The 25,940-nt window shown below is 72.3% G+C and carries 23 protein-coding genes and 1 pseudogene; 7 read left to right on the forward strand and 17 right to left on the reverse strand.

The window, feature by feature from the left end:
- Positions 1-393: 393 nt before the first annotated feature.
- Together NHL53_RS01155 and NHL53_RS01160 are read right to left on the reverse strand one after the other, a co-directional pair.
- Positions 394-2,028, reverse strand: a complete 1,635-nt coding sequence (locus tag NHL53_RS01155; RefSeq protein ID WP_433774305.1) for a fucose isomerase — start codon at positions 2,026-2,028, stop codon at positions 394-396.
- 127 nt (positions 2,029-2,155) lie between these two features.
- Positions 2,156-3,106, reverse strand: a complete 951-nt coding sequence (locus tag NHL53_RS01160; RefSeq protein ID WP_433774307.1) for a LacI family DNA-binding transcriptional regulator — start codon at positions 3,104-3,106, stop codon at positions 2,156-2,158.
- 428 nt (positions 3,107-3,534) lie between these two features.
- On the opposite strand from NHL53_RS01160, the gene NHL53_RS01165 reads away from it, so the two are divergent.
- Genes NHL53_RS01165 through NHL53_RS01175 form a run of 3 tightly spaced genes read left to right on the forward strand, consistent with a single transcriptional unit; the run spans position 3,535 to position 6,212 of the window.
- Positions 3,535-4,815 carry an L-fuconate dehydratase gene (locus NHL53_RS01165; protein ID WP_433774309.1) on the forward strand — a complete coding sequence of 427 codons (1,281 nt, stop codon included), beginning with the start codon at positions 3,535-3,537 and terminating at the stop codon, positions 4,813-4,815.
- Positions 4,808-5,791 (forward strand): aldo/keto reductase, encoded by a 984-nt coding sequence (locus NHL53_RS01170; protein ID WP_433774312.1) that lies wholly within the window; start codon positions 4,808-4,810, stop codon positions 5,789-5,791. The genes NHL53_RS01165 and NHL53_RS01170 overlap by 8 nt, the downstream gene beginning before the upstream one ends.
- 1 nt (position 5,792) lies before the next feature.
- Entirely contained in the window at positions 5,793-6,212 is a 420-nt protein-coding gene (locus NHL53_RS01175) for an RbsD/FucU domain-containing protein (protein WP_433774314.1), read from the forward strand.
- Here the strand turns inward: NHL53_RS01175 and NHL53_RS01180 are convergent.
- The 4 genes and pseudogenes from NHL53_RS01180 to NHL53_RS01195 form a co-directional block, all read right to left on the reverse strand.
- Positions 6,107-7,012 carry a glycoside hydrolase family 95-like protein gene (locus tag NHL53_RS01180; RefSeq protein ID WP_433774430.1) on the reverse strand — a complete coding sequence of 302 codons (906 nt, stop codon included), beginning with the start codon at positions 7,010-7,012 and terminating at the stop codon, positions 6,107-6,109. The genes NHL53_RS01175 and NHL53_RS01180 overlap by 106 nt on opposite strands.
- Positions 7,010-9,091 (reverse strand): annotated as a pseudogene (locus NHL53_RS01185) (glycosyl hydrolase family 95 catalytic domain-containing protein); the annotation flags it as partial. The pseudogene NHL53_RS01185 and the gene NHL53_RS01180, both read right to left, overlap by 3 nt.
- Before the next feature lie 18 nt (positions 9,092-9,109).
- Positions 9,110-9,307, reverse strand: coding sequence for a hypothetical protein (locus NHL53_RS01190; RefSeq protein WP_433774317.1), 198 nt, complete (start codon positions 9,305-9,307; stop codon positions 9,110-9,112).
- A 578-nt stretch (positions 9,308-9,885) separates the two neighbouring features.
- Positions 9,886-10,755 carry a sugar phosphate isomerase/epimerase family protein gene (locus NHL53_RS01195; protein ID WP_433774319.1) on the reverse strand — a complete coding sequence of 290 codons (870 nt, stop codon included), beginning with the start codon at positions 10,753-10,755 and terminating at the stop codon, positions 9,886-9,888.
- Positions 10,756-10,975: 220 nt separating this feature from the next.
- Here NHL53_RS01195 and NHL53_RS01200 point away from each other — a divergent pair, with 220 nt between their 5' ends.
- The 3 genes from NHL53_RS01200 to NHL53_RS01210 all read left to right on the forward strand — a co-directional run bounded on the left by NHL53_RS01200 (position 10,976) and on the right by NHL53_RS01210 (position 14,611).
- Entirely contained in the window at positions 10,976-12,493 is a 1,518-nt protein-coding gene (locus NHL53_RS01200) for a sugar ABC transporter ATP-binding protein (protein WP_433774321.1), read from the forward strand.
- Complete coding sequence (locus NHL53_RS01205) at positions 12,493-13,542, forward strand: ABC transporter permease (protein WP_433774323.1); 1,050 nt, start codon at positions 12,493-12,495, stop codon at positions 13,540-13,542. Before NHL53_RS01200 ends, NHL53_RS01205 begins: the two co-directional genes overlap by 1 nt.
- Positions 13,543-13,612: 70 nt before the next feature.
- Entirely contained in the window at positions 13,613-14,611 is a 999-nt protein-coding gene (locus NHL53_RS01210) for an ABC transporter substrate-binding protein (RefSeq protein ID WP_433774325.1), read from the forward strand.
- A gap of 205 nt (positions 14,612-14,816) precedes the next feature.
- On the opposite strand, the gene NHL53_RS01215 is transcribed toward NHL53_RS01210, so the two are convergent.
- The 8 genes from NHL53_RS01215 to rbsK form a co-directional block, all read right to left on the reverse strand.
- Entirely contained in the window at positions 14,817-15,779 is a 963-nt protein-coding gene (locus NHL53_RS01215; protein ID WP_433774327.1) for a phosphotriesterase family protein, read from the reverse strand.
- Positions 15,776-16,684 carry a shikimate dehydrogenase family protein gene (locus NHL53_RS01220; protein ID WP_433774329.1) on the reverse strand — a complete coding sequence of 303 codons (909 nt, stop codon included), beginning with the start codon at positions 16,682-16,684 and terminating at the stop codon, positions 15,776-15,778. The genes NHL53_RS01215 and NHL53_RS01220 overlap by 4 nt, the downstream gene beginning before the upstream one ends.
- Positions 16,681-17,334 (reverse strand): bifunctional 4-hydroxy-2-oxoglutarate aldolase/2-dehydro-3-deoxy-phosphogluconate aldolase, encoded by a 654-nt coding sequence (locus NHL53_RS01225; protein ID WP_433774331.1) that lies wholly within the window; start codon positions 17,332-17,334, stop codon positions 16,681-16,683. The genes NHL53_RS01220 and NHL53_RS01225 overlap by 4 nt, the downstream gene beginning before the upstream one ends.
- The gene (locus tag NHL53_RS01230) at positions 17,331-18,302 is read right to left on the reverse strand and encodes an NAD(P)-dependent oxidoreductase (protein WP_433774333.1); all 972 of its coding nucleotides are present in this window, start codon (positions 18,300-18,302) and stop codon (positions 17,331-17,333) included. The genes NHL53_RS01225 and NHL53_RS01230 overlap by 4 nt, the downstream gene beginning before the upstream one ends.
- Complete coding sequence (gene xylB / locus NHL53_RS01235; RefSeq protein ID WP_433774335.1) at positions 18,302-19,807, reverse strand: xylulokinase; 1,506 nt, start codon at positions 19,805-19,807, stop codon at positions 18,302-18,304. The genes NHL53_RS01230 and xylB overlap by 1 nt, the downstream gene beginning before the upstream one ends.
- Positions 19,808-19,815: 8 nt before the next feature.
- Positions 19,816-20,391 carry a glucose-6-phosphate isomerase family protein gene (locus NHL53_RS01240; protein ID WP_433774337.1) on the reverse strand — a complete coding sequence of 192 codons (576 nt, stop codon included), beginning with the start codon at positions 20,389-20,391 and terminating at the stop codon, positions 19,816-19,818.
- A gap of 86 nt (positions 20,392-20,477) precedes the next feature.
- Positions 20,478-21,266: a GntR family transcriptional regulator gene (locus NHL53_RS01245; RefSeq protein ID WP_433774338.1), complete on the reverse strand. Its 789-nt coding sequence runs from the start codon at positions 21,264-21,266 to the stop codon at positions 20,478-20,480.
- 5 nt (positions 21,267-21,271) lie between these two features.
- Complete coding sequence (gene rbsK / locus NHL53_RS01250) at positions 21,272-22,219, reverse strand: ribokinase (protein WP_433774340.1); 948 nt, start codon at positions 22,217-22,219, stop codon at positions 21,272-21,274.
- 106 nt (positions 22,220-22,325) lie between these two features.
- Between rbsK and NHL53_RS01255 the strand changes: the two genes are divergently transcribed.
- Positions 22,326-22,973, forward strand: coding sequence for a transaldolase family protein (locus NHL53_RS01255; protein WP_433774342.1), 648 nt, complete (start codon positions 22,326-22,328; stop codon positions 22,971-22,973).
- Positions 22,974-23,082: 109 nt separating this feature from the next.
- On the opposite strand, the gene NHL53_RS01260 is transcribed toward NHL53_RS01255, so the two are convergent.
- The 3 genes from NHL53_RS01260 to NHL53_RS01270 all read right to left on the reverse strand — a co-directional run bounded on the left by NHL53_RS01260 (position 23,083) and on the right by NHL53_RS01270 (position 25,925).
- The gene (locus tag NHL53_RS01260) at positions 23,083-24,012 is read right to left on the reverse strand and encodes a hypothetical protein (protein WP_433774344.1); all 930 of its coding nucleotides are present in this window, start codon (positions 24,010-24,012) and stop codon (positions 23,083-23,085) included.
- 333 nt (positions 24,013-24,345) lie between these two features.
- On the reverse strand, positions 24,346-25,092 hold the full coding sequence (locus NHL53_RS01265) for an SDR family NAD(P)-dependent oxidoreductase (protein ID WP_433774346.1): 747 nt from the start codon (positions 25,090-25,092) through the stop codon (positions 24,346-24,348).
- The gene (locus tag NHL53_RS01270; protein ID WP_433774348.1) at positions 25,089-25,925 is read right to left on the reverse strand and encodes a fumarylacetoacetate hydrolase family protein; all 837 of its coding nucleotides are present in this window, start codon (positions 25,923-25,925) and stop codon (positions 25,089-25,091) included. The genes NHL53_RS01265 and NHL53_RS01270 overlap by 4 nt, the downstream gene beginning before the upstream one ends.
- Between the last annotated feature and the right edge of the window lie 15 nt (positions 25,926-25,940).

Consider the following 25,940-nt stretch of genomic DNA (forward strand, 5'->3'; position numbering starts at 1 on the left):
CGCATTCCCGCCCTTCGCGAGACACGGAGCCCCGGAGCGCCCGAGCATGTCTCGCGTTCGGTCGGCATCGCGGCGCCATTCCCGCCCTTCGTGAGACACGGGCCCGGCACCGCTCGCATCGATCACACGACTCACCCAGCTCACACCGCTCACACCGCTCACACCGCTCACACCGCTCGCGAGCGGCGCAGAAAACCGCGAGTGGCGCAGAAATCCTTCAAGATTCCTGCGCCACTCGCGAAGATCTGCGCCACTCGCGAGCCTTGGGCCCCGACCCTTGGGCCCCGACCCTCGGGCTCCCGAGCACGGGGCAGATGGGCCCGAGGGTCGCGGCCCCGGGCCTCGCCGGCTCCCCAGCACGGAGCGGACGGGCCCGGGGCCCGCGAACCCGGATCAGATGCGGACGTCGCCCGCCAGGTTCACGCGGATGCCCATGCGCTCGAACATCGCCGCCTTGGCGACGAGCGCCCGGTCGGCGGTCTCGGCGTCGGGCGCGTAGACGACCTGCGCGTGGTTGGCCTTGTGTCGGGCCATGAACTGGTCGCGGCTGATGCCGTGCAGCACGACGTGCGCGATCGGCCACTCGGGGTTCGTCGCCTGCTTGCGGCGCTCGGTCTCCTCCGGGGGCAGCTCCACGGAGGATCCGCGGAAGATGTCAGCCTGCAGCACGCCGTCGGCGATGAACACGCGCGAGATGACGAGCTCGCCCGGCTTCGCCACGCCGTTGATGGTCGCGCCGCCTGCGGGGAAGAACACGTGCCCCTGGCGCCACCCCTCGGCCTTTTCCCACCCGCCGAGGTGCGAGGCCGGGACGGATCCGGAAATCTCGTACACCCAGACGAACTCGCCGTCGTATTCCTCGCCCCAGCGCACGTCGTGCAGCGTGTTGTCGGGCACGAGGCCCATCGCGCGCCACACGCGGTCGGTCACGAGGGCGTCGACGGCGACGCCCTCGTCCGCCTCGTTGAAGTGCGGGAAGGCCCGACCCTCGTGCAGCACGCGCTGCCCGTCGCGCGAGGTCACGGGCGGGCGCTCGGTGGAGTTGAGCACGCCCTCGGCGAGGTCGGACGCGGGCGTCAGGTCCTTGAGGCCCTGCTGGTACTGGATGCCGACCGCGTCGAGCCCGAAGTCGTCGGCGATGCGCAGCGCCGCGATGTACATCTTCATCTGCGCGTGCACCTGGTCGGGGGTGAGCTCCGTGGCGGGATCCTCGCCGTAGCGGAAGGTCATGCCGTGGTCGAGGAGCCACCGGTAGGCCGCGTCGGCGTCCTCGTCCGACACCTGCAGCATCTCGGCGTAGAGCGCCGACTGCGACAGGCGCTCCTTGTAGATGCCGGTCGTGTTGAGCAGCTCGTCGTCGAAGATCGCGTTGTACATGCCCATGCAGCCCTCGTCGAACACGCCGATGATGGCCTTGTCGGCGAGCAGCTGGTCGCCGAGCGCGTAGCCGAGCTCGCGCTCCGGCGACTCCGGCAGCGCGGGCAGGGGGCGCACGTGGGACGTGTCGTGGGTGATGGATCCGGTCTCGATCCACTCCCGGATCCCGTCGCGGAACCAGTCATCGGCGCAGTCGACCGACCAGGTCGTCGCGTAGGCGCGGCCCATCTTCGTGAGTCCGGCGTTGAGGCCGAGGAGGCCGACGAGGCCCGGCCAGTCGCCCTCGAAGTTGGCGACCGTGAGGATCGGCCCGCGGTGGGTGCGCAGCCCGACGAGCACGTGGTGCGAATACTGCCAGTTGGCGATCGCGACGACGAGGGGAGCGTCCTCGGGGATCTTCGCGAAGACCTCCATGCCCATGCGCTGGCTCGAGATGAACCCGTGGCCGGTCGCGGGATCCACGCCGAAGGGGCGCACGACGCTCCAGCCGAAGCCCTCGATGACGCCGGTGACGGCCTTCTCGAGCTTCTCCTGCGTCGGCCAGCCCGCGACGTTCGCCGACTCGCGGAGATCGCCGGAGGTGATCAGGTAGGCGGTCTTCGGCGCGAGCGCGGGGCGCTCGGCGACCTCGGGAAGGGTGTATGCACTCATCGGTCGTCCTCGTCTCGGATGCATCGGCAGCGTCCCGCAGGCGGCGCGAGACGTCTGATGTAAAGGATTACATCTGGGTGGCGATCCCCACAAGCCGGATCCCGCGACCCGGCGGAGGCCTCGCCCGTCAGACCGCGTCGACGGCGGGCTGCAGCACGCCGTGCAGCACGACCCGCTCGGGCGCGGATCCGTCGCCCGCCACCCGCCGGAGGAGCATCTCGGCGGCGAGCTCGCCCATGCGGCGGGAGGGGAGCCGCACGACGGGCACCGCCTGCGGATGGAGCGTCGTGAACGGGAGCGCCCCGACGACGGCGACCGGAACGTCGCGGGTCGTGAGGCCGGCGGAGGCGAGCGCCTGCAGCACGCCGACGCCCAGCAGGTTGTTCGCGGCGACGATGCCGCCCGGACGCTCCGGTCGCGCCAGCAGTTCGAGGGCCTGCCTGCGCCCGCCCTCGACGCCGAAGCTGGCGTGCACCACCTCGACGGCGCCCGCCTCCGAGGCCCCCTCGGCGCGCTCGCGCGCGGTGCCGACGCTCGCCGGCCCCGTGAGGCACACGATCGGATCCGCGCCCGCGATCGAGGCGGCCGCGAGACGCCCCGCCTCGCGGTTGTCCATGACGATCTCATCGACGCCTCCCGCGGGGAACGCCCGGTCGATCGCGACGATCGCCGGCCCGCCGTCGGCGACGACGGGCCGCGACGCGTCGTCGGCGGCGGCGAGGATCACGCCGGCCATGTGGGTCGAGGCGGCCACGCGCAGGTACTCCGCCTCCTTCTCGTGGTCGGCATCGGTGTTGCAGAGCACCACCGAGTAGCCCGCCGACCGCGCGACGTCCTCGACCCCGCGCGCGATCTCGGTGAAGTAGGGGTTCTCGACGTCGGGGAAGACGAGCGCGATCATCTCGCTGTGCCGACGCCGCAGGGAGCGCGCCGTGCGGTTGGGCACGAATCCCAGCTCGTCGGCGGCGCGGCGCACGGCCTCCGAGCGGGCGGGGGACACCGACTGCCCGTTGAAGACGCGCGACACCGTCGCGGTCGACACCCCGGCCAGCCGCGCCACGTCCACGATCGTCGCCATGCTCACAGCGTAGGGGTCGGGCGCCGCCCGCCCCGCTCCCGTCCTCCTCCCGCTCCCCTTCCTCGTCGGCTCGGCCCGCCCGGTCCTCGCCCCGGCCTCCCGGCCTCCCCCGGCTCGCGAGTGGCGCAGGAACTCGCGAGCGGCGCAGATATCGGGCCTCGGATCTGCGCCACTCGCGAATGTCTGCGCCGCTCGCGAGCCCGACGGCGGATGGACGAGGCGGCCAGGCGGGCAAGCGAGCCGGACGAGGAGAACGGCCGGGCGAGCGGGCCATCCGACCGGGCCGGCGAACCGGACGCACGCGCAGACGCCGCGGGGACATCCGAGCTCTGCGGAGCCCCTCGGGCCCGCCCGCTCGACGCCCCGCCTCATTGACGGTCAAGACATCCGATGTTTAAGCTGAGGGTCACACTTCCCAAGGAGCCAGCGTGAGCACCATCACCCATGTCGACACGACCGACATCCGCTTCCCGACGTCGCAGCACCTCGACGGCTCGGACGCGATGAACCCCGACCCCGACTACTCCGCCGCCTACGTGCGCATCGTCACCGACGCCGACGACGGGATCGAGGGCCACGGGTTCGTCTTCACGATCGGCCGCGGCAACGACATCGAGACGACGGCCATCCGCGCGCTCGCCCCCTTCCTCGTGGGGCGGGAGGTCGAGCCGATCCTCGACGACATGGGCGGCTTCTGGCGCGAGCTGGTCGGCGACTCCCAGCTGCGCTGGCTCGGCCCCGAGAAGGGCGTCATGCACATGGCGATCGGCGCCGTCGTCAACGCGATGTGGGACATCAAGGCGAAGCGCGCCGGCCTCCCCCTGTGGCAGCTGCTCGGCCGCATGTCGCCCGAGGAGATCGTCGACCTCATCGACTTCCGCTACCTGACCGACGCGCTGACGCGCGAGGAGGCGCTCGCCCTCCTGCGCGCCGCCGAGCCCGGCCGCGCCGACCGCGAGGCCGAGCTGCTGCGCGACGGCTACCCGGCCTACACGACCACGCCGGGCTGGCTCGGCTACTCCGACGAGAAGCTCGTGCGCCTGTGCCGGGAGGCCGTCGACGACGGCTTCCGGATGATCAAGCTCAAGGTGGGCGCCGACGTCGAGGACGACGTGCGCCGCATGCGCCTCGCCCGCGAGACGGTCGGCCCCGACATCCTCATCGGCACCGACGCGAACCAGCGCTGGGACGTCGACGAGGCCATCGCCTGGATGGGCCGCCTCGCGGAGTTCGACGTCGCCTGGATCGAGGAACCCACCAACCCCGACGACATCCTCGCCCACGCCGCGATCGCGAAGGGCGTCGCCCCGATCCCCGTCGCGACCGGCGAGCACTGCGGCGGACGCGTGATGTTCAAGCAGATGCTGCAGGCCGGATCCCTGAGCGTGCTGCAGATCGACGCCTCGCGCGTCGCGGGCGTCAACGAGAACATCGCGATCCTCCTGCTCGCGGCGAAGTTCGGCGTGCCCGTCTGCCCGCACGCGGGCGGCGTCGGCCTGTGCGAGGCCGTGCAGCACCTCTCGATGTTCGACTTCGTCGCCGTCTCCGGCACGACCGAGGGGCGCGTCATCGAGTACGTCGACCACCTGCACGAGCACTTCGCGACCCCCACCGACGTGCGAGGCGGCGTCTACCACGCGCCGACCGCGCCCGGCAACGGGATGGAGATGCTCGCCGCCAGCCGGAAGGAGTACGAGTTCCGTGGCTGACCCCGTCTCCGCCCGCTCGGCGCTCGAGCTGCCCGCCCTGGGGTACGGCGCCGCGAACGTCGGCAACCTGCACCGCGCCCTCACCGACGACGAGGCGCACGCCGTGCTCGAGGCCGCGTGGGACGCGGGGATCCGGTACTTCGACACCGCGCCGCACTACGGCCTCGGCTGGTCGGAGCGCCGCCTCGGCGCCTTCCTGCGCACGAAGCCGCGCGACGAGTTCGTGCTGTCGACGAAGGCGGGCCGCCTGCTCGTGCCCAACCCGGGCGGCGAGGGCGAGCTCGACCTCGAGAACGACTTCCACGTGCCGGCCGCGGTGCGCCGCGAGTGGGACTTCTCGCCGTCGGGCATCCGCCGCTCGGTCGAGGCGTCGCTCGAGCGCATGGGGCTCGACCGCATCGACCTCGTCTACCTGCACGACCCCGACCGCCACGACCTCGAGCGCGATCTCGCCTCGGGCACGGAGGGCCTCGACGCGCTGAAGAGCGAGGGGATCCTGCGGGCGTCGGGGATCGGATCCATGTCGTCCGACGCGCTCGCCCTCGCGGCGTCGTCTGGCGGGCTCGACGTGCTCATGGTCGCCGGGCGCCTCACGCTGCTCGAGCAGCCGGCCCTCGCCGACGTCGTGCCGGCGTGCGAGCGCACCGGCACGGGCATCGTCACGGCGTCCATCTTCAACTCGGGGCTCCTGGCGACCGACGATCCGACCGCCAACCCGCGCTACGAGTACGGCACGGCGCCGCAGGAGGTGCTCGATCGGGCGACGCGGATCGCCGGGATCTGCCGTGCGCACGGCGTCCCCCTCCCCGCCGCGGCGCTGCAGTACACGCGCCGCATCGGGCCGGTGCGCTCGGTCGTGGCGGGCAGCAGCCGGCCCGCGCAGATCCGGCAGAACGCCGCGTGGATGACCCTGTCCGTTCCCGAGGACCTCTGGGCCGAGCTGGCTCACGAGGGCCTCATCCCCGAAGGAGTCTGACGTGCTCGAAGGAATCCACCCGCTGCTCACCGGCGAGCTGCTGCTGCGCCTCGACGAGATGGGCCACTCCGACGCCGTCGTCGTCGCGGACGCGCACTTCCCCGCCGCCGCGCTCGGCCGACACGTGATCGACCTGCCAGGTACGTCGACGCCCGACGTGCTGGCCGCGATCCGCTCGGTCGTGCCGCTCGACGACGCCCCGGGGCTCGACCTCATGGAGTCGGCCGACGGCCAGGTGCTGGACGTGCAGCGCGAGCTGATGTCGGCGGCAGGCACGACGCCGGACGCGACGCGGTTCGTCGAGCGCTTCGCCTACTACGAGGCGGCCCGCGCCGCGTACCTCATCGTGCGCACGGGCGAGACGCGCAAGTACGGCAACGCCCTGCTGCGCAAGGGCGTCGTCGGCCACCCCGCCGCCTGACACCCCCCCAGACCCGCCCCGCTCGCCCGAGCCCCCTGCTCGCGAGCGGCGCAGATATTCCTCCACATATCTGCGCCGCTCGTGCATTCCTGCGCCATTCGCGAGCTGAGCAGCCGCGGGGAGGCGCGACGAGCGGAGACGCGCACGGCCCCCGCGGCGAGCATCGGCCCGACGTCCTCGCCCGTCGTCGCGAGCCCGTCGTCGCCGCCCTCGTCTCCGGATCCCGGCGCGTCGTCGCCGCCGTCCGAACCGGATCCGTCCGATCCCGCTCCCGCGTCCTCCGCGGACCCGTCGTCGGCGGCCTCGCCCGCGTCGTCCGCGGATCCGTCCTCGCCGGCCTCGCCCGCGTCTCCTGCGTCGTCGCCAGCCTCACCCGTGCCCTCCGCGGACCCGTCGGCGGCCGCATCCGCGTCGTCGCCGGCCTCGCCTGCGTCCTCCGCATCCTCGCCGGGATCCGCATCCTCGTCCGCGGGCGGATCGTCCGCCTCCGCGATGCGGTAGGTCTCCCCCTCGACCGTGTCGAAGGAGATCTGGTCGGATCCCTCCGCGACCGTCTCGACGACCGCGCCCGAGCTGTCGCGGACGACGAGGTCGGCGATCCCGGGGTGCTGCCCGACGAACGTGCCGCCGCTGCGCGAGGTGACCGCGAACTCCGTCGCGACGCCGTCCTCCCAGGCCTGGTCGATGACGAAGTTGCCGCGGGCGACGAGCCCCTCCACGCGTCCCGCGCTCCACGCCTCGGGGACGGCGGGCAGGAACTGCGTGTAGCCGAGCTGGCTCTGCAGGAGCATCTCGGTCATGCCCGCGGTCAGGCCGAAGTTGCCGTCGATCTGGAACGGCGGGTGGGAGTCGAGGAGGTTGTCCATCAGCCCGTTCCGGTTGCCGGCGAGCATGGCTCGGACCATCGAGTAGGTCTCCTCCGCGAGGCCCGTGCGGGCGTACTGGTTGATCTTCGTCGCCTTCGCCCAGCCCGTGCCCTCCAGACCCCTCTGGTCGAGCGACGTGACGGCGGCGTCCATCCACTCCGGCGTGTCCTTGCTGATGAGGGTGCCGGGGAAGAGCCCGATGAGCTGGGACACGTGCCGATGGACCGAGCCCTGGTTCGCGTCGCCGCCCGCCCCGAAGTTCCAGATGTCCTCCTCTGGCAGCTCGCCCGCCTGGGCGCGACCGAGGGACGTCTCCTCGAACCACTCCTTGACCTGCCCCTCCTCGCCGATGAGGACGGGATCCAGCTGCGCCTGGTTCGCCTCCCAGACCGCCCGGAGATCGGCGTCGACGTCGAGCTCCTCGGAGGCGTCGATCGCCATCTCGTACAGCTCCCAGACGAGCGACTGGTCGTAGGTGGTGCCGATCGCCGCCGGGCCGTGCTCCGCGGAGACGCCCGGCGCCACGGTCAGCCGCTCCTGGTACGGGCTGTACCAGAGGTACTCGTTCCAGAACGCGGCCATCTCCCTGAGCATCGGGTACGCCGTCTCGCGCAGGAAGTCCTCGTCTCCACTGAACCGGTAGTAGTCGTAGATGTTCTGCATCGCCCACGAGGATCCGCCGATGTTCCAGCCGTACTCCTGGATCCCGATGGGCGCCGTGTGGCCGAAGGGGTTGACCTGGGTGTTGATGAGGAACCCGGCGCCGTCGCCGATCGGCGTGCCGGCGAGGTCCTCCGTCGCCACGCCGGCCGACCGCTCGGCGGTGAGGCGGCCCGGCACGACGAGCGACTCGACGTACTCGTTGAACGGGATCTGCGTCTCCGCGAGGTTCGTCGTCATGGCCGGCCAGTAGTTCATCTGGACGTTGACGTTGAAGTGGTAGTCGCCGCCCCAGAAGCTGTCGGCGCTGCCGATCAGCCACAGGCCGACGAGGTTGGTCGGCAGATCTCCGGCCCGGGAGCCCGCGATGCTGAGGTAGCGCCCGAACTGGAACACCAGCTGGTCCACGGCGAGGTCGTGCTCGCCCTCGCGGTAGCGGCGCATGAGCTCGTCGGTGGGCACGTCCGGCACCTCGGCGCCCACGTCGAAGCTGACGCGCGAGAAGAGCTCCTGGTAGTCGGCGAGGTGCCGCTCGCGCAGCTCCTCGTATCCGCGATCCAGGGCCGTCGTGACCCGCTCGAGGATCTCGGCGTGCGGATCGTCGCCGCGGTAGTGCGGGTACTCGTTCGCGTAGTCCGTGCCGGTCGAGAACACGAGCGTCACCGCGTCGGCCTCGCTGACGGAGAGCGTCGTCCCGTCGTCGCTGCGCACCGACCCGCCCTCGTTGGCGAAGCGCACCTGCATCTCGCCCTTCAGCTGGTTGTCGTCCACCCGTCCGGACAGGACGATGCTCTGCTCGTCGGCGTCGGCGACGGTCGTCGTGGTGAGGCCGCTCGCGGCGTCGACGGAGGCCGTGAACGACAGGCTCCCCGCCTCGGAGGCCGTGAGCCGCACGACGACGACCTGATCCGGGTAGCTCACGAAGTACTCGCGCTCGTAGCGCACGCCGTCGTGCTCGAAGCCCACCGTCGAGACGGCGGTCTCGAGGTCGAGGTCGCGCACGTACGCGCCGACCTCGTCGTCCGAGATGCCGGAGGCGGAGAAGTCCAGGGAGATGTCGCCGAGATCCTGGTACTTCCCCATTCCGCCGGTGTCGCCGAACATGAGGCCCTCGAGCTGCTCGTTGGCCCCGCCCTCGCCCGCGGCGGGGAGGCCGAAGACGTGCTCGGATCGGTCGTCGAGCGCCTGGCGGTAGCCCTCCAGCTGCTCGGGCGTCACGCCGTCGCGCCTGTTGCCTCCGAGGTACTCGCGCCCCGGCGCCGGCCCGCCCTCCCAGAGGGTCTTCTCGTTGACGTGCAGACGCTCGGAGGCCGGCCCTCCGAACGCCATCAGGCCGGTGCTGCCGTTGCCCTGGACGAGCGCCTCGCTCTCTCAGTCCTCGACCGGCGCGGTGTACCACATGCGCAGCGGATCGCCGTCCTGCGCCGCCTCCGCGGGCGGGAACGCCTCGCTCGCGGCCGAGGGGACGCCGCGGGCGTCCGCGGACGGCGACGCGGCGGGCAGCGCCGCCCCGGTCAGGGGCAGCGCGAGGAGCGCGGCGACGGCGGGCAGGAGTCTCTTTCGGATCATCATCGACCTTTCGGATGAGGCGCACGACGGGGTGCGCGTACGCGACCCCGTGAACCGTCAGAGAGCCCCGATGCCCGGAAGGCCATCGATAGATCGGATGTCTGACCGCCTCGGCTGGACGGTACCGAGCTGAGGAAACCCTGCCTACCACAGGTCTCCGCGAAACTGACCGTCTCGCCACTCACAAGACATCCCATGCCTGCGCCGCGGGCGAGGCGCCGCCACCCCGACGATCCCCGCCGGCCACCTCGCCGAGCCGCCCCTCCTTCGCCCCACGGAGCCCCCCCCCGCCCGCACCCCGTTCGCCACCTGCCACGCCCTGCCCTGCTCGCCACCTGCCTCCCCTTGCTCGCCACCGGCCTCCCCTTGCGCGCGAGTGGCGCAGACATTCACGAGCGGCGCAGATATTCGGCCGGATTTCTGCGCCACTCGCGAGAAACTGCGCCACTCGCGAGCCGAACGGGGAGGGAACGGGAAGAGGACCGATCAGAAGGAGGGCAGGTCGAGGCGAGTACGGACGGCCGGGGCGGAGGCCGATCACGGAGGGCGCGGCGAGCGAGGGCGCCGAGCGACACCCCTCAGTGCAGGCGGATCGTGTCGACCGCCCGCAGCTGGCCGCGGATGAACGCGTTGGCGTGGGCGGCGAGGTCGTCCGAGTCGTCCCAGAGGTTGCGCCACACGCCGAGGGTGTTGCTGAGCTCGGCGCTCACGATCGCCGACGAGAACGACTCGAACACGACGGGCCCGTCGTATCCGGCCCGCGCGAGGCCGCGGAAGAAGCCGTCGAAGTCGACCGTGCCGCTGCCGAGGTAGCCCCGGTGGCTCTCGCCGATGTGCACGTATCCGAGCGCGTCGCCCGCGTCGAGCACGGGCTGCGCCATATCCGACTCCTCGATGTTCATGTGGTACGTGTCCAGGTGCAGCGACACGTTCTCGTGATCCACCCGGTCGAGCAGCGCGAGGCCGCCCCGCGCGGTGTTCGCGACGTTCGACTCGTAGCGGTTGACGATCTCGAGTCCGAGGCGGATGCCCTTCCCCGCCGCCCGGTCGGCGAGGCGGCGCAGCGCGTCGGCCGCGTGCGCGACGCCCTCCTCGGTCGCGGGCTCCATGTACTTCCGCATCGCGCTGTAGATGACGCCCGTGAGCCACCGGCCGCCGAGGGCGTGGACGATGTCGATGCACGTCTCGAGCATCTCCTCGCCCGCCACCCGCACCGCGGGATCCGGGCTCGTGAGGTCAGTCGCGGCGGTGAGGCCGAGCGAGGCGGTCGCCTCGATGTCGTGCTCCGCGAGCAGGCGCGCGGCGAGCGCCCGGTCGAAGCGCTTCGGATCCATCATCGGGATCTCGAGGATGTCGAATCCCGCGCGTCTCGTCGCGGTGATGGCCCGCGTGATCCCGCTCTCGTCGAGACTCCCCGTGAACACCTGAGCGTGTGCGCCGATCTGCATTGACGTTCCTTCCCTCTTCGTCGAGGATGTGCTTCCGTAATCGTTTACAGGCGGGCTCGCAGGGACTTGTTATCGAAATGTCTCCCGGATCACCTCGTTGACGAATACATTATGTGACAACCTTGCGATCGAGGCCACCGCAAGACAGAATTGATCTGACCTTTGCGGGCGGAGTCGCCGGCAAAGACGCCACCCACCCTCAACGAAGCAGGTACACATCGTGACCGCACCACTCCTCGAAGTCGAGGGGATCAGCAAGAGCTTCCCCGGCGTCCGAGCGCTGCACAAGGTGCAGTTCCGGCTCGACGCCGGCGAGGTGCTCGTCCTCGTGGGCGAGAACGGCGCCGGCAAGTCGACGCTGATGAAGATCCTCTCGGGCATCTACACGCGCGACGAGGGCGTCATCCGCGTCGACGGGCGCGACGTCGCCATCGCATCCCCGAGCGAGGCGCAGGAGCTGGGCATCAGCATCATCCACCAGGAGATGAACCTCGCCCCCGACCTCACGGTCGCCCAGAACATCTTCATCGGCCGCGAGCCGCACGTCGGGCCGTTCCTCTCGGAGCGCGCGCTCAACAAGAAGACATCTGATCTTCTTCGCGAGCTCGGCATCGTGCTCGCACCCCAGCAGCTCGTGGGCGACCTGACGGTCGCGCAGCAGCAGATGGTCGAGATCGCCAAGGCGCTCTCGTACAGCGCGCGCGTGCTCATCATGGACGAGCCGACCTCGGCGCTCAGCGACTCCGAGGTCGAGACCCTGTTCCGCCTCATCGCCGACCTCAAGGCCAAGGGCACGGGCATCGTCTACATCTCCCACCGCATGGAGGAGCTCCAGCGCCTCGCCGACCGCGTCACCGTCCTGCGCGACGGCGAGTACATCGGCGGCCTCGAGCGCGCCGAGATCTCGATCCCGCGCATCATCGAGATGATGGTCGGCCGCGAGATCAAGGAGGGCGCCCGCCCCGCGTCGACCGACGTCGCCCGCGACGAGGTCGTGCTCCGCGTCTCGGGCCTCAGCACCCGGTCGCTGCTCCAGGACGTCTCGTTCGAGCTGCACCGGGGCGAGATCCTCGGGTTCGCGGGCCTCATGGGCGCCGGCCGCACCGAGACCGCCCGCGCCCTCATCGGCGCGGATCCCCGAACCGCCGGCGCCATCGAGGTGAACGGGCGCGAGGTGCGCATCTCGCAGCCCGCCGACGCCGTGCGCCACGGCATCGGCTATCTCTCCGAGGACCGCAAGCGCCTCGGCCTCATGCTCGAGCAGGACGTGAACTTCAACACGCTGCTCGCCTCGATGCAGGACTACGCGTCGGCCATCGGCTGGATGCGCGACGGCAAGGGCCGCGACGTGACGAAGGGGTACGTGCAGAGCCTGCGCGTGAAGACCCCGTCGATCAACCAGACCGTCAAGCTGCTCTCGGGCGGCAACCAGCAGAAGGTCGTCATCGCGAAGTGGCTCGCTCGCGACTGCGACATCCTCATCTTCGACGAGCCGACGCGCGGCATCGACGTCGGCGCGAAGGAGGAGATCTACGCCCTCCTGCACGAGCTCGCGCGCGAGGGCAAGTCGATCATCGTCATCTCGTCGGAGCTCCCCGAGGTGCTCCGCCTCTCGCACCGGATCGTCGCGATGGCGGGCGGGCGCATCACGGGCGTCCTCGACAACGAGAACGCGACCCAGGAGAACATCATGGAACTCTGCACGATGGATGCAGCAGAAGAAGGGCAGGCCGCCTGATGAACGCACAGCCCACCTCGCGCAAGGGCGACGAGTCGCCCGGCACCACGACCCTCATCGCCACCGCCATCGCGGAGGAGAAGCGCTCCTCCGGCGGGATCAAGGGCGTGCTCAGCCGCTCGCTGCAGCAGTCGCTCGCGTTCGGCACGCTCATCGTGCTCATCGCGTTCTTCGCGATCGCCAGCCCGAACTTCTTCACCTGGTCGAACATCTCGAGCATCCTGCTCTCGACGGCCGTCGTCGGCATCCTCGCCCTCGGCACGACCATGGTCATCATCACGGGCGGCATCGACCTGTCCCTCGGCACCGGCATGACGCTCTGCTCGGTCATGACGGGCGTGTTCATCACGAACATGGGCCTGCCGCTCTGGGTCGGCGTCATCGGCGGCATCGCGATGGGCGCCCTCATCGGCCTCATCAACGGCACCGGCGTCGCGATCCTCGGGCTGCCGCCGTTCATCGCCACGCTCGCGATGATGATGATCGCCCAGGGCCTCGCCCTCGTGATCTCCGGCGTCGCCCCCATCTACTTCTCGGGCACCCCGGCGTTCAAGGAGATCGCGCTCGGCGCCCTCATCCCCGGCCTGCCGAACGGCGTGCTCATCATGCTGGCCGTCGCGCTCGTCGCCTACCTGCTGCTGAGCAAGACGCTCATGGGCCGGTACACGTTCGCGATCGGATCGAACGAGGAGGCCACGCGCCTCTCGGGCATCAACACGCGCCGCTGGAAGATCCTCATCTACACCGCCGCCGGCGCCTTCACGGGCCTCGCGGGCGTCGTCATGGCGGCCCGCCTCGACTCGGCGCAGCCGCAGCTCGGCATGGGCTACGAGCTGCAGGCGATCGCCGCGGTCATCATCGGCGGCACCTCGCTGCTGGGCGGGCGCGGATCCATCATCGGCACGCTCATCGGCGCGCTGATCATGTCGGTCCTGCTCAACGGCCTGCGGATCCTGTCGATCCAGACCGAGTGGCAGACGGTCGTCACGGGTCTCGTGATCCTCGTGGCCGTGTTCGTCGACTCGCTGCGCAACAGGCGCAGCGCCTAGCTCCCCCTCCGCACACCCCCTTGCACCCGAACGCCGGTTGGGAACCGGCAGAAGAGACGATGGAGTTCTCATGAAGAAGTTCACGAAGCGCGCCGCGGCCCTCGGCATCGCGGCCGTCGCGGCCCTGGCCCTCGCCGGCTGCTCGAACAACGGCGGCGGATCGAGCGACATCGATCCCGACAGCATCCCCGAGGACGAGACGTACATCGCCCTCGTCTCGAAGGGCTACCAGCACCAGTTCTGGCAGGCCGTGAAGGCCGGCGCCGAGGAGCGCGCGGACGAGCTCGGCGTCACGATCACGTTCGACGGCCCCGCGGCCGAGACCGAGATCGACAAGCAGCTCGACATGCTGAAGAACGCGATCGACCGCAAGCCCGACGCGATCGGATACGCGGCCCTCGACCCCGAGGCCTGCGTGCCCCTGTACGAGGAGGCCGAGGCCGCGGAGATCCCGATCGTCGAGTTCGACGCCACCTGCAACAGCGAGTACGCGGCGAGCTTCGCCGCGACCGACAACACGGTCGCGGGCGCGCTGGCGGCCGAGAACATGGCCGAGCTCATCGGCGGCGAGGGCAAGATCGGCATCGTCGGCCACAGCCAGATCAACTCGACCGGCGTCGAGCGCCGCGACGGCTTCGTCGAGAAGATGGAGGCGGACTACCCCGACATCGAGATCGTCGACATCCAGTACGGAGACGGCGACCACCTGAAGTCGGCCGACATCGCGAAGGCGATGATCACGGCGCACTCCGACCTCGCGGGCATCTACGGCACGAACGAGGGCTCCGCTATCGGCGTCGTCAACGCGGCGAACGAGCTCGGCCTCTCGGGCGATGACCTGATGATCGTCGGCTTCGACTCGGGCGCGGCGCAGATCAACGCCATCAAGGAGGGCACCATGGCCGGCGCCGTCACGCAGGACCCGAAGATGATCGGCGCCCTCACCGTGCAGACCGCGTACGACATCATCAACGGCGAGGAGGTCGAGGACTACCTCGACACCGGCTCGTTCTGGTTCGACGCGAGCAACATCGACTCGGAGGAGATCCAGGAGAAGATCTACGAGTGATCTGACCCGCACGACGAAGGCCCCCGCCGCTCGGCGGGGGCCTTCGTCGTATGCGGTGCTCGTCTCGTTGCTCGTCTCGTTGCTCGCGAGCGGCGCAGAAACTCGCGAGCGGCGCAGAAATCAGGCCGAATATCTGCGCCACTCGCGAAGACCTGCGCCACTCGCGAGCCTCCTGCCCGGCAAGTCCCGCCCGACGCGTCGGGCCTCAGAAGGCGAGGAGGGCGCGGGGGCCTGTCGTCGTGAACCGGGACACGGCCCCCCGGCCGATCCGCGCCGCGAGACGCGGCAGGTAGCGCTCGCCGAGGTACGCGATTCCCGGCATGCCGCCGTAGGCCCGGTAGCGGGTCGCGCGCGCGACGTCTCCCCCGAGGAGGATCCGGTCGCCCCCGGCCGCGACGACCCGCTCCGTGAGGCGCAGCAGCTCGTCGTCGCTGCGCGTGCGGGGTCGGGCCATGCCGTCGTACCCGAGCCACGCCCCGCGCGCCATGAGCTCGACGTGCAGGCCGGGGTCCGGATCCCGGTCGGCGTGGGCGAGCACGACGCGGCGCTCCGCGACCCCGAGGCCCGCGAGCAGGTCGAGCACCTCGTGCGCGGCCGTGCAGAACTCGAGGTGCACCATGATCGGCGCGCCCGTCTCGCGGTGCGCGCTCGCCGCCGCCTCCAGCGTCGCGCGCTCGAACGGGCTGATCGCCCAGTAGCCGATGCCGGTCTTGACGATGCCGGCGCGCACCGGGGATCCGTCGGGGGCCGTCGCCGGGGCGGCTCCCGGCTCGTCGCGCTCGGGCGCGCCGTCGACGATGTCGCGCACGAACAGCGCCGCGCGCTCCTCGACCCCGAGCCGGCGCAGCGGATGCCCGTCGGGGTAGTGCGCCTCGCGGTGGAGCCCCGTCGCCTGCACGACGGCGAGGCCCGTGCGGTGCGCGATCGCCGCGACGTCGGCGGGGCGGCGCCCGAGGCCGATGGGCGTCGCGTCGACGAGCCCCGAGAAGCCGCTCGCGACGAGCGACGCCGCCTCCCGCTCGGAGCGGACGGGATCGTCGATCTCGTCGCCGGGCAGCAGGGGGCTGACCTGGAAGAGGTGCTCGTGATAGTTCGTCGGCCCGAGCAGAGACGGATCGAGGGGCCCGAGCGCCGTGCGCACGAGCCCCTCCGGACGCGGCTCGGTCACCGCCGCGCCTCCTCGGCGATCCGCGCGAGGCGCGAGACCCGGTCGGCCGGCATGGGGATGTCGTAGACCTCGGCGATCACCTGCGTCCAGCCGTGGATGAAGTAGCGCCAGCCGTCGACGACCGTGAGGCCGCGCGCGGCCTCCTGCGCCCGCGCCTGATGCAGGAACTCGAGGGATCCGCGGTAGTTGAACTCCCACGCGAACGCGCCCTCGGGGAGCACGGCGTCGTCGGGGAGCGGGGATCCGGGGCGGTCCTTGCCGAGTCCGGAGGCGTTCACCACGAGGGATCCGGCGGGCGCCTCCGCGAGCGCGCGCCTGGTCGCGTCGGGGCTCGCGAGGCGCAGGTCGAGCAGGTCGGCGGGGGTGCCGCGCTGGTCGTGCACCTCCCGCAGGTGGGCGAGGCGCTCCTCGCTCGTGTCGGTGACGACGATCCGGCGGGGCCGGTCGTCGCGCTCCGCGAGGCACCAGGTGAGGGCGGTGCCCGCTCCTCCCGCGCCGAGCACGACGGCGTCGCGGGCGGCTCCGAACCCGTCGGCGGGGAAGAACTCCTCGAGCGCGAGCCGCGCCGTGAGGGGATCCTTCGCGTGCCCGAGCAGGCGCCCATCGCGCTTCGCGATGCTCGAGATCTCGCCGCAGGCGCGGGCGAAGTCGTCGAGCTCGTCGAACAGGTCGTGCGCGGCGGCGTAGAGGCTCATCTTGTGGGTCGTGACGAGAGCGCCGGCCCGGTCCGGGTCGTCGCGCAGCGCCTCCACCGACGTCCGGTACTGATCGGGGCGCGCGCCCAGGGGCAGGTCCTCTCCCGCGAGCGTCGCGCCCTCGAGGCCCAGCTCCTCGGCCCAGAGCGGGAAGAGGGTCATGATCGACGAGGATCCGGTGGAGACGCCGATGAAGGTCATGCGGGTCATGCCGCGCCTCCCGTCGCCCGGACGAAGGCGGCTCGGAACTCGCGCGCCAGGCGCTCGATGACGTCGTAGCGCTCCTCCGCGAGGGCCGTCGCGGGGCACAGGTCGCCGCCCGCGCCCACGGCGATCGCGCCCGCGGCGATCCAGTCGGGGATGTTCTCCGACGTCACGCCCCCCGTCGGCATGAGGGGGGCGTCCGGGAACGGCCCGCGCAGCGCCCTGAGGAAGGCGGGGCCGCCGAGCGATGCGGGGAAGATCTTCACGACGTCGGCGCCGAGCGACAGCGCCCGCATGACCTCGCTGGGGGTCAGCGCGCCCGTCATGGCCGCGCGCCCGGTCGCCGTCATCGCGCGGGCGACCTGCTCGTCGGTGCCGGGCGAGACGAGGAACGCGGCCCCGGCGTCGGCGGCCTCCTCCGCCTGCGCGGGCGTCGTCACCGTGCCCGCGCCCACGAGGGCGGCGTCGCCGTGGCGGGCGACGAGCTCGCGGATCGCGGCGGGCGCGTCCGGCGTCGAGTAGGTGATCTCGAGCCCGGTCACGCCGCCGCGCACGAGGGCGTCGCCGGCCGCGACCGCGTGGGCGGCGGACGGAGCCCGCAGCACGGCGAGCACCCCCGCCTCCCGCACGCGGCGGATCGTCTCGGATGTCGTCATCGTCTTCCTCCTTGCGGGGCGGGGACCACGGCGTCGGGCGGCGCGCTCCCCTCGAGAGCGGCGAGGGCGTTGCGCACGGCGCCCTCGCCCATGTTGTCGACCGCCTCGACGGTCTGCGCGCCCAGGTGCGGGGTCACCGTGACGCGGTCGGCGAGCTCGTCGGAGAGCAGCGGGGATCCGTCGGCTCGCGTGTCACCGGCGAGCGTGTCGGCGGCGAACGCCCCGACGCGGCCGTCGCGCAGCGCGGCGGCGAGCGCCGCCTCGTCCACGAGGTCGGGGCGCGCGGTGTTGACCACGACGGCCCCTGGCCTGCTGGCCGCGAGCCAGTCCGCGGTCACGACGGGGGATCCTCCTGGCGCGTGCAGGGTCACGAGGTCGCACTCGCGGGCGATCCGCTCGGGATCGGCGGGCTCGACGCCGAGGCGCTCGGCCGCCGCCTCGTCGAGGAACGGGTCGGCGGCGAGGAGGCGCGCGCCGAAGCCGGACAGCCGCCGCGCGACGCCCTGTCCGATGCGGCCGAAGCCGACGATGCCGATCGAGAGGCTGCCGAGCTGGCGTCCGCGCGCGACCGACCAGTCGCCCCGGCGCACGCGGCGGTCGCCCACCGCGATCTGCCGCAGGGCGGCGAGCATGAGACCGACGGCGTGATCCGCCACCGCGTCGCTGTTGGCGCCGGGGGTGTTGGACACCGCGATGCCCCGGGCGCGAGCGGCGTCGAGGTCGACGGCCTCCACGCCCACGCCGTATCGGGCGACGATCCTCAGGCGCGGCGCCCGGTCGAGGTGGGCCGCCGTGACGGGCCCCGTCCCGGCGATCCAGGCGTCGGCCCGCGGGAGCAGGTCGGCGAGGGCGTCGAGGTCGTGGTCGCTGGGCCCCGTCGCGACCTCGTGGCCGAGCTCCTCCAGCCGGCGCACGAGGTCGGCGTCGCCGGATCCGAACGACCGGCTCGTGACAAGGACGACGGCCATCAGCCCCTCGCCTCCGCGGCGCGGCGGAACCAGGGCGCGAGATGGCCGTAGGCCTCGTCGAAGAGCGGCAGCCGCGCGCGGTACGCGGCGGTGCGGGAGGGGTCGGGCGCGAACTCGGCCGTGATCTCGGAGAGGTCGCGCGCGGCGCCGAAGCCGTCGACGAGCCCCAGCCCCACCGCGCCCGTGACGGCCGCGCCGAGGCTGTTCGCCTCCTCGACCACCGTGCGGCGGCGCACGGGCACGCCCCACATGTCGGCCATGATCCGGAGCCAGGCGTCGCTCGCCGCGCCTCCGCCGACCGCGTCGATGCGGTCGATCGTCGCGCCGCCGGATCGGAACGCGTCGATGCACTGCAGGAGGGTGTACGAGACGCCCTCGAGCACCGCCCGCATGAGGTGCGCCCGCGTGTGGTGCCGGCCGAGGCCGACGAACGCCCCGCGCGCGTCGGGATCCCACCTCGGCGAGCGCTCGCCCAGCAGGTAGGGCAGGAAGAACAGGCCCCCGCCCGCCGCGTCGGCGGTGTCGGCCTCCGCGACGAGGTCGCCGAGGGAGGCGGCGTCCGGCCCCGGAGCGAGGATCTCCGAGAGCCACTGCACGGAGGCCCCTCCGGCCTGCATCGTCGCGGTCGGCGCGAACATGCCCGGCACGACGTGGTTGAAGGTGAAGGTGCGCATCTCGGGGTCGAGCACGGGCTCGGGGGAGGCGAAGGAGATCCACGACGAGGTGCCGAGGCACACGTACGCGCCGTCCTCGGGCGCGACGACGCCCGCCCCCACCGCGGCCATCGGGCCGTCTCCCCCGCCCATGACGACGCGCGTCCCGCGGGGCAGGCCCGTCGCCTCGGCGGCCTCGACGGTGAGCGTGCCGACGACGTCGGTCGACTCGACGATCTCCGGGAGGATCCGCGGATCCACCCCCGCCGCCGCGAGCACCTCCTCCGACCACGTGCCGGTGCGCTGGTCGTAGGCGTTCATGGCGCTCGCGTCGCTGCGCTCCGTCGCGAGGCGGCCGGTCAGCCACTGCACGACGACGTCCTTCGCGACGCACGCGTGGCGCACGCGCGCCCACACGTCGGGCTCGCTGTCGCGCACCCACATGACCTTCGCGAGCGAGTACGTGGGGTTGAGGCGGTGTCCGAGGATCCCGTAGGCGCGCTCCTGGCCGAGCCGCTCGACGAGCTGACGCGTCTGGCGCTCGGCGCGGGTGTCGGCCCAGATGATCGCGGGGCGCACGGGCCGGAAATCGGCGTCGAGCAGCACGGCGCCCATCATCTGGCCGCTGACGACGAGGCCCGTCACCTTCCGGGGGTCGGTGCCGGTCTCGTCGAGCAGCCGGCGCGTGGCCGCCACGACGGCGTCGCGCCAGTCGTCGGGATCCTGCTCGGCGACGCCGCCGACGTCGAAGCGCACGGGATAGCCGACCGTGACGGCCGCGAGCAGGCGCCCCGCCTCGTCGTGCAGGGACGCCTTGTTCCCGGTCGTGCCGAGATCGTGTGCGATGAGCACGGGGATCCTCAGCCGAAGAAGGGGCGCAGGTCGACGCCGTCGGCTCCGGCGAAGGCGCGGCGCCCCATGCCGTGCTCGAGCACCCAGCCGTAGTCGTGTCCCGCGCCGCCGGGGTAGACGGCGAGGAAGCGATAGGGGTCGTCGCCGACGTTGATCGAGCGGTGCGCCCACCCCGGAGGGATGTAGCCGATCGTGCCGGGGAGCATGTCGAGCCATTCGGCGCGCTCGCCGTCGAACATCAGCAGGCCGCCTGCGCCCGAGAGGGCGAGGTAGATCTCGCCCTGGTGGTTCGGGTGCTGGTGGCCCTTCGTCATCCAGAGCTCCCCGGCCGTCGTGCCGGGCTGGATCGTCGTGATCGACTGCGGCAGCTCGCGGTCGGCCTCCGGCACGGGCGAGCTCTGCACGCTGTAGACCACGGGGTCGCCGTCCGCGACGGCGCGCTCCCAGGCGTCATGGTCGGCGAAGAGTCCCTCGAGGTCGCTCATGCGGCGCACGAGCGTGGGGCCCTCGGGCGAGAGGGTCGCGTTCTCGGCGTCGAAGCGGATGGCGAACGGGGCGATGGGGGGCGTGGCGAACTCGGTCACGTCGGGACTCCTCGTGGTCGCGGCCGTCCTCCGTCGGACGGGCGGGTCCCCCCAGACTACTTGTAATTACAAGTTGTGCCAAGGCCTCACGCGAGACCGTGGACCGCCGTGTGCCGCAGCTGCGCCGTCGAGGGATCCTCGGCGCTCAGCTGGAACTCGAAGCGGCTCCGGTCGCCGCGATGGTAGGCGACGAAGCACTCCACCGGGCGCTCGTCGGCGCCGTAGCTCACGCTGCGCAGCACGAGCAGCGGCCCGCCCACCGCGACGTCCAGCAGCTTCGCCTTCTCCGGATCCGCGACCGTGGCCTCGGCCGAGCGCACGCCGCGCACCGCGTGGATCCCGTGCGCCGCGAGCACTGCGTAGAGCGACCCCTCCGTCAGGTCGACGTCGAGCGCCGCGGCGCCCGTCTCCTCCGGCATCCACGTGGTCGACAGCGACCACGGCTCCCCGCCGACGAAGCGCAGGCGCTCGATCACGACGACGGGGTCTCCCGGCGCGACGCCCAGCGGGTCGGCGACCTCGTCGGGCGCCGGCTCGACCCGCTGTCGCAGGACGCGGCTCGTGACGCTCACCCCGCGCGCCGCCATCTCCTCGTGCAGGCCCCCGAGGGTGTGCACGAGCGTCTCGGAGACCTTCTGCGGGGCCACGAACGTGCCCTTGCCGCGCACGCGCGACACGACGCCCTCGTGCTCCAGCTGCGCGAGCGCCTGCCGCACCACCGTGCGCGAGACGCCGAACATCTCGCAGAGGCGGTGCTCGCCAGGCAGCAGGTCGCCGGCCCTCAGCCCGTCCTCCTCGATCATCTCCACGAGGCGGTGCTTGAGCTGGTGGTACATGGGGTGCGGCGAGCGCCGGTCGAGCGCGGTGTCGGCCATGGCGCTCAGCCCTGCGCGCGGAGGAGCGCGTCGACCTCGGCGCGCTCGGGGATGCTCGGGGAGGCTCCGGCGCGCGTGACGGCGAGCGCGCCCGCGGCCATCGCCCGACGGATCGCGTCGCCGCGCGACAGGCCCTCCGCGAGCCCGGCGGCGAGGCATCCGGCGAAGGCGTCTCCCGCCGCGGTCGTGTCGACGACGTCGACGCGGATCGCGTCGGAGGACTCCGCCCCGTCGGCGGTGACGGCGACGGCGCCCTGGCCCGCGAGGGTGATGAGCGCGACGCCCGTGCCGCGCTCGACGAACCAGCGCCCCGCGCGCACGGCGGAGTCGCGATCCGCCACCTCGATGCCCGTGATGAGGCGGGCCTCGGTCTCGTTCGGCGTCACGATGTCGACGAGCGCCCAGATGCCCTCGTCGAGCGGCTGCGCCGGCGCCGGATCCAGCACCACCGTCACGCCGTGCTCGCGGGCGCGGGTGGCAGCGTGCCGCGTGAGGGCGTAGGGCGTCTCGAGCTGGGTGAGCATGACGGCGCAGCGGTCGCCCACCTCGGCGAACGCGCGGTCGATGTCGCCCTCTCCGAGGTGTCCGTTGGCGCGCGGGACCACGACGATGTCGTTCTCGCCGGCGGCGTCGACGCGGATGTGCGCGATGCCCGTGCCCTCGCCCGCGACCTCGCGCACGAAGGTCGTGTCGACCCCCGCGTCGGTCAGGCCGTCGCGCACGATCCGGCCGAAGGGGTCGTCGCCGACGCATCCGACGAGGAACGACTCCGCCCCCGAGCGCCCGGCCGCGATCGCCTGGTTCGCGCCCTTGCCGCCCAGCACCATCGTGAACTCGTCGCCGAGGATCGTCTCGCCGCGCTCGGGCACGCGGGAGGAGAAGGTCGTGAGGTCGACCGACGAGCTGCCGACGACGATCACCGCCGAACGTCCCGCTGCGGAAGCACCCGTCATGTCATCCTCCTGTCGGCGGGCGGCATCGTTGACGCGCCCGCGAAGTTGTCATTACATTAGCGGAACGCGCATCGCTCCGAGCGCGGCCGCGCCCGAGAGGATCCCCATGCCCGCTTCCCCCCGCCTGTACGCCGACTCCGCCGTCGTCGACGAGGTCTCGCCCCTCCTCGCGGGGCGCCTCGTGCACGGCGTCACGACGAACCCCACGATCCTCGCACGCGGGGGTCGCACCGCGCAGGACATCCCCGCCCTCTATGCGACGTGGGAGGAGCAGGGAGCCCGCGAGATCTTCTTCCAGGCGACGGGGACGACCGAGGAGGCGCTCGAGACGCGCGCCCGCGAGATCCTCGCGCTCGGCGATCTCGCCGTGGTGAAGGTGCCCGCGACGGCGACGGGCTTCCCCGTCGCGTCCCGCCTCGCGCACGAGGGGCACCCCGTGCTGCTGACCGCGGTCTACGCCGTGCCCCAGGCCCTCGCGGCGGCCGCGGCGGGCATCCGCTACATCGCCCCCTACCTCGGCCGGCTGCGCGACGCGGGCCACGACGGGCTCGCGCTCATCCGCGCGATGCAGGAGCAGTGCGAGGGATCCGCGACCGACGTGCTCGCCGCGAGCATCCGCTCGCCTCAGGACCTCGTCGACCTCCGCGCCGCCGGGATCCCCTTCCTCACGGCGAACCCCGCCGTGCTGCGCGACGCCCTCGTGTGCGAGGCCAGCGACGCGGCGGCCGCCGACTTCGAGGCCGCCGCGGGCTGAGGCGCTCGGCCCTCGGCTCGGCCCTCTCTCGTCCCCCGGCCCCTCCCGGCCCGGCCCCAGCCCCGGCCTCCCGGCTCGCGAGCAGAGCAGAGCAGAGGACAGGGGAGGGTCATGGGCGGATGCCCAGCCCCGTGAGGAATCCGCGGAAGGTCTCGTACGAGCGGATCTCCGGCATCCCCCATCGCACCATCCGCCGTCCCGTGCGGGCCCGGATCCAGTCCTCCCGGCGCTTCTCCGCTCTCACCGCCTCCGCGACGTCCCCGCCGCGGAGCGCGTACTTCGCCTGCCCGTCGAACTCGCCGAGCACCCCCGCGAACTCCAGATCGATCTCGAACGGACGCTCCGCCCAGGAGGCGACGGCGACCTGCAGCCGGATGTCGCGGAATCCCATCCTGTCGAGGTAGAGGCGGCTCACGCTCTCGCCCGGCGATTCCGCGCGGGGATCCGCGAACGCGAGGACGAGACGCGCCTGCTTCACACCCCGTTTGCCGCTCGAACGAGCGAGGATCTCCGCGATGTCGGCGCGCAGCTCCTCCGCCCGCCCGAGATCGACCTCGCGGCTCCCCTCCCGCACCGCGACGGACCGGAGGGCCGCGTCGGCGCAGCAGACGGCGGTCTCGATACTCGCCGAGCGCATGACGTCGTAGACGGTGCGCGGCAGGGTCGTGACCGGCATCCCGTCGAGCACCTGCACCTCGCCATCCCAGCGATCCCGGTGGCGGATCAGGGATCCGGTCGAGGATCCGCTCGTGCGCCGACGCACGATGACGTGGGCGCGGTCGGGACGGTGTCGGAAGAGGGGCAGACCCCACACCGCCGCGGCCGTGGTGTGCGAGAGGACGGCCCCGCCGAGCGTCGCCGCGACAGCGGCACGGGCGAGCGCGAGCTCCCGCGCCTCCGAGAAGGCGCCGTCCCAGGCGTCCGCGTCGACGTAGCGTCCGTGGCGGATCCGCGTGATCTCGCCGCGTTCGACGGCCGCCGCCGGATCCCGCCCCGTGAGGGCGAGCTCGTCACGGCCGAGGGGGTGAAGAAGCTCCATGCGGACAGCGTGCCGCGCGACGCGCGCCCCGCAGGAGGCGGATCCCCGGAAGGGGAAGGAATGTCCCCGGATCCGCCCCTGTGGAGACGGAGTCGCCCAACGGAGCGCCCGACCTCGGCACGGCACCCGCCGCGTTCCGCGCGCTCGCGAGCGGCGCAGATATGCACGAGTGGCGCAGGAATCCGGGAGAATTCCTGCGCCACTCGCGAGTTTCTGCGCCACTCGCGAGCCCGGCTCGGCGCGCCACGCACGAACCGAGACCGGCCGGCCGAACCCGGGCGGGGCTCGGCGCGCCACGCCGGCCCGAACCGAGACCGGCTGGGCGGGGTGCGCCTACTCCGGGCGGAGGCGCAGGCCCTGCATGCCGCCGTCGACTGCGAGGGCGACGCCCGTCGTGGATCCGGCGCGCGGGCTCGCGAGGTACGCGACCGCGTCGGCCACCTCCTCCGCCTTCACGAGACGGCCGTGGGGCTGGCGCGCGTCGAGCGCGGCGCGCTCCGCCGCGGGGTCCGGCGCCGCCTCGAGCAGGCGGCCGATCCAGGGGGTGTCCGCCGTGCCGGGGTTCACGCAGTTGACGCGGATCCCCTCGCGCAGGTGGTCGGCCGCCATCTGCAGGGTCAGGGACTGCACGGCGCCCTTCGTCGCGCCGTAGAGGGCGCGGGCGGGCAGGCCGGCGGTCGCGGCGATCGAGCAGGTGTTGACGATCGCAGCGGCGCTCGACCGGCGCAGGTGCGGCAGGGCGGCGCGCGCGACGCGCACGGCGCCGACGACGTTCACGTCGAACACGCGGTGCCACTCGGCGTCGTCGTTGTCCTCGATCGTGCCCTGGGCGCCGATCCCGGCGTTGTTGACGACGACGTCGACGCCGCCGAGGTCGGCCGCGACCTGCTCGACGCCCGCGCGCACGCTGGCGTCGTCGGTGACGTCGACGCGGTAGGCGTCCTCGAGGCCGTCGTGCACCTCGCGGTCGAACACCGCGACGCGGGCGCCGTCCGCGCGCAGTCGCTCCACGATGGCCGCGCCGATGCCGGAGGCGCCTCCCGTGACGATGGCGACGAGTCCGTCGAACGCGCCGGTCATGCGAAGACCTGCCTCTGCGCGCCGAGTCCGTCGATCTCGAGCTCGACGACGTCGCCCGCCTTCAGGTAGGGGAAGCGACCCGACAGCGCGACGCCCTCGGGCGTGCCCGTCATGATGACGTCGCCGGGCTCGAGGGCCAGGTACTGCGACAGATGCCACACGATGTACGGCACGTCGAAGATCAGGTCGGAGGTCGATGAGTCCTGGCGCGGCTCGCCGTTGACGAAGCTGCGCAGCCGCAGGTCGGCGTGGTCCACCTCGTCGGGCGTGACGAGCCACGGGCCGAGGGGAGAGAACCCCGGGGCCGACTTGCCCTTCGACCACTGCCCGCCCGAAGTCTCCAGCTGCCAGACCCGCTCGGAGAGGTCGTTCGCGATCGTGAAGCCGGCGATGTGGTCCGCCGACTGCTCCGGGCTGTCGAGATAGCTGGCCTGCTTGCCGATGACGATCGCGAGCTCGACCTCCCAGTCGGTCTTCGTGCTCGAGCGCGGGATCCGCACCTCGTCATGCGGCCCGACGACCGTGTTGGGCGCCTTCATGAACATCACGAGGTTCTCGGGCGGGGCGGATCCCGACTCCGCGGCGTGCGCGGCGTAGTTCATGCCCACGCAGTAGATCGCGGAGGGGCGCGCGACGGGGGCGCCGAAGCGGGATCCCTCGATGTCGGCGACGGGCAGGGATCCGGCGGCGATCGCCTCGCGCACGCGGGCGGCGGCGCTCTCGAGGAAGGCGCCGTCGATGTCGTCCGTCAGCGGGGTCAGGTCGTAGGTCGTGTCGTCGACGACGGCAACGGGCTTCTCCGCTCCCGATGCGCCGCATCGCGCGAATCGCATGAATATCTCTCCGAA

Origin of the sequence: Microbacterium sp. gxy059 (assembly GCF_050958665.1) — a bacterium.
In the GTDB taxonomy this organism is placed as follows: domain Bacteria; phylum Actinomycetota; class Actinomycetes; order Actinomycetales; family Microbacteriaceae; genus Microbacterium.